Genomic DNA, 8,801 nt, shown 5'->3' with positions numbered 1-8,801 from the left:
AAACTCTATATCACGCAACTTGAATTAGATTTAGTTAACGGTGATAAGGCCGGCGCACTTGCGCCGGTTTTATTATATCTAACGTAAGTTGTATGTTACAAGTTTGTTTCGAGGGCTACCCTGCACCCCTAGATCTGTACCAGCCAGTGTGATAACGAAGTTGTTAGTTGATTGATTCTTCCATGTGCTTTTTGCTCCCTTCAGTTGACTTGAAGACTTGCTCAGGTGTGCGATAAGATAGGGCTTGGTGATAGCGTCGCTGGTTATAAAAGGTAAAGAACTCACTTAAACCCTTTTCTAACTGCCAGCCATCTGCATAGGCATACAAACAAAGATATGAGCGGCGGACCGCTCATATTTTACCGTGCGCCAAAGACGTTCAACGAAAATATTATCCAAGGCTCGACCTTTTCCATCCATCGAGATACGGATATTAGCATCATGCAAGACAGAGGTGAACGTATCCGAGGTAAACTGGCTCCCCTGATCAGTGTTGAAAATGGCAGGAGCAGGATAGCTGGCCAAGGCTTTCTTTAACAACTGGCTGCACCATTCGGCCTCCATCGTGTTGGAGATCGACCAGACCAGTACATACCGACTGAATAAGTCCATCACCGCCATCAGATACATGTATCCATCAGGCATGGGCACATAGGTGATGTCAGTGGCCCAAACCTGATGCACCCGGCTAATCACGAGTCCGCGCAGTAAGTAGGTGTAAGTCCGGTGACCTACAGCAGGTTGTGATGTATTCGATTTAGGGTAGATGGTTTCTAATCCCATCATGTGCATCAACCGCTGCACCCGCTTGTGATTGATCAAATGCCCTGTTTCGCGTAGAAACATGGTCATTTTCCGGTATCCATAGTGGGGCGTTAACAGATATTGTTCATCGATTAATCGCATCAATATCAAATCGTCAGAGGGGGCTGGACAGGGTTGATAATAGTAAGAGGATCGAGGCAATTTTAGCCACTGGCATTGTTGGCGGATACTAGCCTCAAGGGCTGGTTCAACCAAAGCTCGACGTTGGGACAGACTCATGGTGTCAACTTTTTTTTTAAGAAGGTTACGGGGCCGCCCGAGCGGTTCCATTTGGAGTCGCCCAATCTGCTCGTAAAGCAAGGCTGCATCCGTTTCGAATTGGGGGGCTATGGGTAGGTTAGGTTTCTCAAAGACTTGACGAGCCTGTTCCAGAAATAGTTTTTTCCCGTCAGCGATCTGATTGGGGTGTAGCTCGTATCGTTTTTCTGATAGTGGCTAAAGTGTCTTTCTCTTTAAGGACTTCTAAAACGACTTTCAACTTGAAGTCGGCGGTAAATTTGCGCTTGCTCTTGCCTTTCATAGGGGCTAATTTAACCCCGTTATCCAACTTTAGCACTGGTCCAGTTTATTGGGTACACTATAGGCATAGGCTAATAGCAACAAGACGATCTTGATCAGAAATCCGACTTCAGTGACGGCATGAATCTTTTCAGGAAACCACATCGTGACCTGACTAAAGGCTTGTTCAATGCGTTGCCGAACTGTTTTCTTATAAACGGCTTCCCAAACCGGATCCGGTCGCTGACTATTGCTTTTTCGCTGAATCCTCAAGGTAATACTCTCGCAATCAGCATAGAGATTCTCCTGTTCATAGTCTGTGTAGGCGGCGTCACCAAACCACTCACTATTGGCAGGCAAGTTCAGCCAGGTGGCCGGTGCCATGTATCATCTGTAAGGCCCTCACATCAGCCACTGAACCCGGCATGATGAAAAACTGCACTGGTTGTTTGTCCACAGTAGTGATGAGTTGAACTGCCCGACGGCCCGGCCGGAAGCAAAAAAGAAGCGTTGTTTAGAAGCGATTTTGCCTCGGTACTCCTCCCCCTTAAGCAAGCGGGAGCGGCCAATGCAGATGTTGTCATAAACAGCTACCGGGAATGAATCAACCACGTATTTTCCACTGATATTGAGCACTTTAAAGAAGTCAGCCAGATAGTAAAACAACTCGCTCAGCGTGTAGGCCAGCCGGTGAAGCCGTCGGTTAAAAGCAGACTTCTCAAGCATAATAACATGTTGTTTTCAGACATGTAAAGCATGGCAGCAGCCTGGTTACCGCCAAAGAAACGGGCTGATATAATGGCTGTTGTCAGCACAATACTGTCAGATACTTTTGACATAGCTTGTGGTTTGCACGAGCCACGATGCTTGGTTTCCAGAAAAAAATCGTCAAGAAATCGGAGCGCCGAAGCGACAGTAAATTGCAATCACTTTTTCGGACATAGCTCAAGAGGAATACTGTTGTTTTCGCACTTCAAAAGTACACTCTCCTGATGCTATGTCCTTTTTTATCCCATCAAACCGGATTCATACAACTTACATTATCTAATGACTCTATTGAGTCAACTTAACCCTTGATGCAATCACCCTAAAATTATGCCCGGATGCTTGGAAGTTTTAAACAGATCGGTTAGCTTTGCAGACCAAAATACGAAAATTGTTTTTTAGTCGGGTATGGATAACGAAAACACTGTTATACAGTCGATCATTGAGGCCGCCAGAAAGCTGATGCAGCAGTATGGCTTCAGCAAGACGACAATGGAAGATATTGCCAAAGCTGCCGGCAAGGGGAAGAGTACGCTTTATCATCACTTCAAGAACAAAGAAGAGATTATCGATGAAGTACTGGGTCAGGAAATGGACAGCTTTTTCCGGGAGGTTAAACAGGCGGTCGATCAGGAAAAGAGCCTGCATGCTAAACTCAAAACTTACATTGTTGTCAAAATTCAGAGCATCCGGCACCGGGTTAATCTCTACCGGTTTGCCATGGAAACGGACGCGTCGACTCTAGAGATTAATACGCAGTTCCGGCGGCTGCGAACGCGGTATGACCAGCAGGAAGCCAACCTGATTTTATCCGTTTTAACGCTGGGGATAGCCGAAGGGACGCTCCACCATCAGTCTGAAGCCGATCTGGCTATGCTGACGGAGTTACTGGTCACTTGTGTGCGGGGGGTAGAAATGGACATTATTATGTACAACAAACACAACACATTGCCAGATAAGGCTGATTTGCTGGTGGGCGTACTGGTAAAGGGGCTTAGCTGAGCCCCCCTTCCCGGCTGGCTACACGAGCCATCGTGTAGTTTTTTTTGCGACACCTGCCGACCATAATACGATTTAAGTCTGTATGTTTTATAACTATTGTTTTTTATTCCCGTCTGCTATGAAATACTGGCTCTTCGGGATGGTGGCAACCGTGTCGGCCTGTGCTTCGGACAACGACCACCCATCCCGTTCAAAACAAGAATCCGCTTCAATTCTGGTACAGGCCCAAACTGTGGGCAGTACCACACATCCGTACACGTCGGACTACAGTGGTGTCATTGAAGCCCACCAAACCACTCCGCTCAGTTTTGCGTCGCCCGGAACCGTGCTATCGGTGGCCGTGCAGGAAGGACAATCCGTACGGAAAGGACAGTTGCTGGGTAAAGTCGATGCGTCGACGGCGGAGAATACGTATCAGCTGGCCCGGCAAAAAGAGCAACAGGCCCAGGATGCCTACAACCGGCTCAAGCCCATGCACGAAAACGGGACGCTTCCCGACATTAAATGGGTTGAAGCAGAGACGGGACTGGCCCAGACAAAAACAGCCGTTGCCATGGCCCTGAAAAGCGTGCGGGATTGTAACCTGTATGCCCCGGAATCGGGTATTATTGGCCGGAAACAGATGATGCCGGGCATGAATGTGCTGCCCGGTACGCCGGTTCTCGACTTGCTGGATATAAAGACGGTATACGCCCGTATTCCGGTGCCTGAAAACGAAATCGCCCTGCTGCGGAAAGGGAATATAGCCCACGTTACGATCAAAGCCCTCGACCGGACCCTGTCGGGAACGATCCGGGAAATTGGCGTAGCCGCCGATCCCTTATCGCATACTTACCCGGTCAAAATCCAGCTCCCTAACCCAGACCAGTCGATCAAACCCGGTATGCTCAGTGCCGTCCGGCTGAGCCTGACATCGGCCCAGACCGGATTGCTGATTTCCAACAAGGCCCTGCAATCCGATGCGGGCGATCAGGAATTTGTATATGTGGTGGTCGATCAACGAGCCCGGAAGCGGCGGGTAAAAACCCGGGCTTTAGTCGGTGAGGGCGTATTGGTCAGTGGTGACCTAAAACCGGGCGACCAGATCGTGGTGGCCGGTCAGGATAAACTTAGCCCCGGATCGCCGGTAAAAATCAGTCAGTACCAACATGGAAAATAAGCGTACGAATATCGTCGAGTGGGCCATGACGCACCGGCAGATTATCCTGTTGATGACGAGCCTGATGGTGCTGTTTGGCGGGTTCGCTCTCTGGAAAATGCCCCGCAACGAGTTTCCCGAGTTTACGATCCGGCAGGGTCTGATCGTGGGCGTCTATCCGGGGGCTACCTCCCGGCAGGTAGAAGAGCAACTGGCCACGAAAGTGGAAAGCTTTCTGTACGGATTCAAGGAAGTCAATCGGGAGAAAACCTATTCGATTTCCAAAGAAGGCATGCTGATCGTGTCCGTGGAAATCAACACCAACGTGAAAGACCCGGATGCCTTCTGGGATAAGATAAAATTTGGTCTTAATCAGCTCAAAATGCAGTTGCCTCCTCAGGTAATTGCTCTAATTGCCAATAACGACTTCGGCGATACGTCGGCCCTGCTACTAACGGTTCAGTCGAAGGGACGGTCTTACAAAGAGCTGGAAGGGTATGTCAAACGCATCGAAACCGGGTTACGTACCATCAAAACGGTGTCGAAGGTCAAACACTACGGGTTGCAGTCGGAGGAAATCACCCTGTATCTGGATAACAATAAGCTGGCTCACTACGGAGTACGACCTTTATCTGTGCTGGCTGCGATGCAGTTGGAGGGAGCAGTCTATTACGCTGGCGAAGTCGATAACAGTCAGCTCATTACCCCCGTTCACGTACCTGCTACCCTGCGTTCGGAAGAAGCCATCCGCAATCAGATTGTTTATACCGATCCGCTGGGTAATCTGGTGCGGGTAAGGGATGTTGCCCAAGTGGTTCGAACCTATGCCGAACCGGATTCCTATATCAAAAACAACGGCGAAAAAAGTGTCATCATTTCGCTGGAAATGCAGCCGGGCAACAACATCGTTGACTTCGGAAAAGAGGTTACCCAATCGCTGGCTACGATTCGAGCCCAGCTTCCGGCCGATGTAACGATTGACACCATTGCGGATATGCCGAAAGCCGTGGGCCATTCGGTCGATCACTTTCTGACGGAGTTTCTCATTGCCATCATTGCCGTCGTGGTCATTACCATGCTGTTCCTGCCGCTGCGAGTGGCGGCTGTGGCCGGGATCACCATTCCCATTTCAATCCTGATCACCATTGGTATTCTGTATCTACTGGGCGTTGAACTTCAGACGGTTTCGCTGGCCGGGCTGATCGTAGTACTGGGGATGGTGGTGGATAATGCCATCGTCGTGATCGATAACCATGTAGAACTTCTCGATCATGGCCTAACGCCTTGGGAGGCCGCCCAACGCAGTGCGACCGACTTATTTGTACCCGTTTTCTCGGCCACGCTGGCCATTGTGGCGACCTACGTACCCATGGTCTTTTTTCTGTCGGGCATGGTGGGGGATTTTGTTGGATCATTACCCATTACCATTGGCGTCGCCTTACTCACGTCATTGCTGATTGCGTGTTTACTGGTTCCCTACCTGTGCTCGGTGTTTATCCGAAAAGGGGTTCGAAAAGCCGAAGGAACGACCCGGCGGAAAAATACCCTGGAGTACCTGCAACTGGGCTACGATAAGCTGCTGGATATTGCGTTCCGGTGGCCTCGGCTGACCATTCTGGCCGGTGTTGCATCCGTCGTGCTGGGCGGTCTGGTGCTGGCATTAGTGCCCCGTCAACTCTTTCCGAAAGTGGAGCGGAACCAGTTCGCTGTCGAAATTTACCTGCCCGAAGGCAGCACCCTGAAACAGACGGCAGCGGTTTCCGACCGGCTGGAAAAAGAGCTGATGGCCGATGGGCGGGTTGTGAATGTAGCCGCGTTCATCGGTACCAGTTCGCCCCGTTTCCACACGACCTATGCCCCTAATTTCCCGGCGAAGAACTACGCCCAGCTCATTGTTAATACCCGGACGGCCGACGATGCGGCGGCCCTATTGGGCGACTATGAGCGGACCCGACGCAATGCGTTTCCGAATGCCTATGTCCGAATGAAACAGCTGGATTTGCTGGGCACACCGGCTCCCATCGAAGTACGGGTTTCCGGCACCAATCCGGATAGTCTCAAACACGTAGCGGCTCAGATTAAAACGGTCATGCAGCACCATGAGTCCGTCATCTGGGCCCGAACGGATTACCTCAATCCGCGTCAGGGCGTCCATGTGGAAGTAAACGACGAACTGGCGAATCGGCTGGGACTGAGCCGTGGCGTGTTGGCAGCCTCGCTGGCTTCGGGCCTGTCGGGTTTTCCCATCGGGACGGTTTGGGAAGGGGATTACCCGGTTCCGGTTCGGATGGTTAACCCGGCCTCCGAACGCAATACCTTCACCGCCGTTCTAAATCAGCAGATTACGTCGCCCTACGCCGGGATAACCGTTCCGCTTCGTCAGGTGGCTACGCTGACTACGGATTGGAGTGAAGGACAAATTATCCGGCGGAATGGGGTAAACACCATCACTGTTCGGGCGGATGTCCGGCGGGGCGTACTGCCTTATAAGGTGCTGGCTCAACTGAAACCCCAGATTAGCCAGATCAAGGCAGGGCCTGACATCCGGCTTCAGTATGGGGGCGAAGAAGAAAGTGAGATCGAAAATTATATCCCTATGTCCAAAGCCCTGGGGACCGGCATCCTGCTGATTTTCCTGATTCTGGTCTTCCAATTCAAAAGTTCCAGGCTGGCGCTGCTGGTGATGACCACCATGCCGCTGAGCTTTCTGGGAGCAGGGATCGGGCTGGTACTGACCGGTTACCCCTTTGGGTTGACCTCGTTTCTGGGGATTATGAGCCTGATGGGCATCGTGGTTCGCAACGGGATTATCCTGATCGATTATGCCCTGGAATTACAAACCAGCCATCAGATGTCACTAACCGAATCGGCTGTCGCGGCTGCGAAACGCCGGATGCGGCCCATTTTTCTAACCTCCTTTGCCGCTGCCATTGGCGTCGTACCCATGATTGTGAGTGGTTCGACCCTGTGGGGGCCTTTAGGAGCCGTAGTTTGCTGGGGTCTGCTGGTTTCCATGCTGCTGACTCTGTTTGTGTTACCGGTACTGTACGCTCAATTCGTCAAAAAACAAGTCGTTCAACCATGAAGCTGATTCAACTCGGGGCACTCATTGGCCTGTGTTCCTCGCTTGCCTGCGGTCAGACTCCACTCAGCTTACAGACGAGTAAGGAGTTGGCCCTAAAACAAAGTGCGTCCCTCAAAAACAGCGCGCTGGAAACAGAAGCTGCCAAAGCCGTTAAGAAATCGGCTTTTATGAACTACCTACCGAAAGTAAGTGCCCAACTGCTGGGTTTTCAGGCCATCAACCCGCTGGTCAGTTACCAAATGCCCGGTGGTAATTTACCCGTGTATGATGGTAACCCCGCCAACCTGCGCACGGCTACTCAGTTCGCTTACTTTCCGGGAGCCAACATCAAAGCCCTACAGCGGACAGGTGTTGGTTTTCTGACGATCACGCAACCGCTGTATGCCGGCGGACGAATTCAGCGGGGAAACGAACTAGCCCAGTTGGGCGTCAACATCAAGGAAAACCAACAACGGCTGACGCGTGACGAGGTACTACTGAAAACCGAACAGCAGTATTGGCAACTGGTATCACTTCAGGAAAAGCACAAAACCATTGCCCGGTACGAGGCTTTGCTCGCCAGTGTGGACAAGCAGGTAACCGATGCCTTTCAATCGGGGCTGATCGTGCGGAATGACGTATTGAAAGTACAGCTCAAAAAAAGCGAGTTACAGGCGAATAAAAACAAGCTGAACAGTGGTCATCAACTGGCCCTACGGCAGTTCTGCCACACGCTGGGTCTGCCGTACGATTCGACGCTGGTGGTGTCTGAAAATCTGGATCAGCTCCCCCTGCCGCAATCGATGTATGCCAATCCAGAAGCGGCTGTTGCCAACCGGACGGCCTGTCAGCTCCTGGAGCAGGCCGTCAAAGCCACTCAGTTGCAGACCAGGCTGAAAGCGGGCGAAACCTTGCCGCAGGCTGCGATAGGCCTGGCTGGCTATCAGGTGGCTGGTCTGATGAAGGGCGGAAGCGGCATCAGCAATGGCTTGTTATACGCTACCGTCTCGATTCCCATTTCCGACTGGTGGACGAATAAATACGCCGTTAAGGAACAGCAAATCAGGGAGCAGATAGCAGAAAACACGCTGAACGATACGAAGGGCTTATTACGACTGCAAACGGAAAAAGCCTGGGTAGATGTAGTCGAGTCCTACCGGCAGATCAGCGTACTGGAGCAGGCGAAGCTTCAGGCGACCGAACATGTAAAGGTAAGCCAGTCAAGTTACGCCAGTGGTCTGATTACCATATCCGACTTGCTGGAAGCCCAGGCACTGCTCACCGAAGCCGCAGACAAATTGATCGAAGCCAAAACGCAGTATCAGTTCAACCGGGCAACGTATAGCCAGCTAACAAATCCACATCCCTGAGCATTTCTCATGCAAAACAGATCGACTCAGTCGTCGATCTGTTTTGCATAAAAAGAAATAACCGGCGATTGGGGGGGGGATGAGGCATAGGAAAACCATAATGATTTTTCAAATAGTACCCTGCCAGTAGGCATTTTTA

The 8,801-nt window shown here is 51.2% G+C and carries 4 protein-coding genes and 2 pseudogenes; 4 read left to right on the top strand and 2 right to left on the bottom strand.

Annotated elements, in window-relative coordinates; genetic code table 11:
* Positions 1–297: 297 nt before the first annotated feature.
* Positions 298–1,236: pseudogene (locus BLX24_RS32310) on the bottom strand (IS3 family transposase); the annotation flags it as partial.
* 138 nt (positions 1,237–1,374) lie between these two features.
* Positions 1,375–2,265, bottom strand: a pseudogene (locus BLX24_RS34190) (transposase family protein).
* A gap of 231 nt (positions 2,266–2,496) precedes the next feature.
* On the opposite strand from BLX24_RS34190, the gene BLX24_RS27190 reads away from it, so the two are divergent.
* The 4 genes from BLX24_RS27190 (at position 2,497) to BLX24_RS27175 (ending at position 8,662) form a co-directional block, all read left to right on the top strand.
* Positions 2,497–3,090 carry a TetR/AcrR family transcriptional regulator gene (locus BLX24_RS27190; protein WP_071506382.1) on the top strand — a complete coding sequence of 198 codons (594 nt, stop codon included), beginning with the start codon at positions 2,497–2,499 and terminating at the stop codon, positions 3,088–3,090.
* A gap of 118 nt (positions 3,091–3,208) precedes the next feature.
* A complete protein-coding gene (locus BLX24_RS27185; RefSeq protein WP_229201904.1) occupies positions 3,209–4,249 on the top strand; it encodes an efflux RND transporter periplasmic adaptor subunit in 1,041 nt (346 codons plus the stop codon).
* A complete protein-coding gene (locus BLX24_RS27180; RefSeq protein ID WP_071506381.1) occupies positions 4,239–7,313 on the top strand; it encodes an efflux RND transporter permease subunit in 3,075 nt (1,024 codons plus the stop codon). Before BLX24_RS27185 ends, BLX24_RS27180 begins: the two co-directional genes overlap by 11 nt.
* Positions 7,310–8,662 (top strand): TolC family protein, encoded by a 1,353-nt coding sequence (locus BLX24_RS27175; RefSeq protein ID WP_071506380.1) that lies wholly within the window; start codon positions 7,310–7,312, stop codon positions 8,660–8,662. The genes BLX24_RS27180 and BLX24_RS27175 overlap by 4 nt, the downstream gene beginning before the upstream one ends.
* The last annotated feature ends 139 nt before the right edge of the window (positions 8,663–8,801 follow it).

The organism is Arsenicibacter rosenii, from assembly GCF_001870735.1.
GTDB lineage: Bacteria > Bacteroidota > Bacteroidia > Cytophagales > Spirosomataceae > Arsenicibacter > Arsenicibacter rosenii.
The sequence above is the reverse complement of the archived record's forward strand: the minus strand, read 5'-3'. Positions and strand labels throughout refer to the sequence as shown.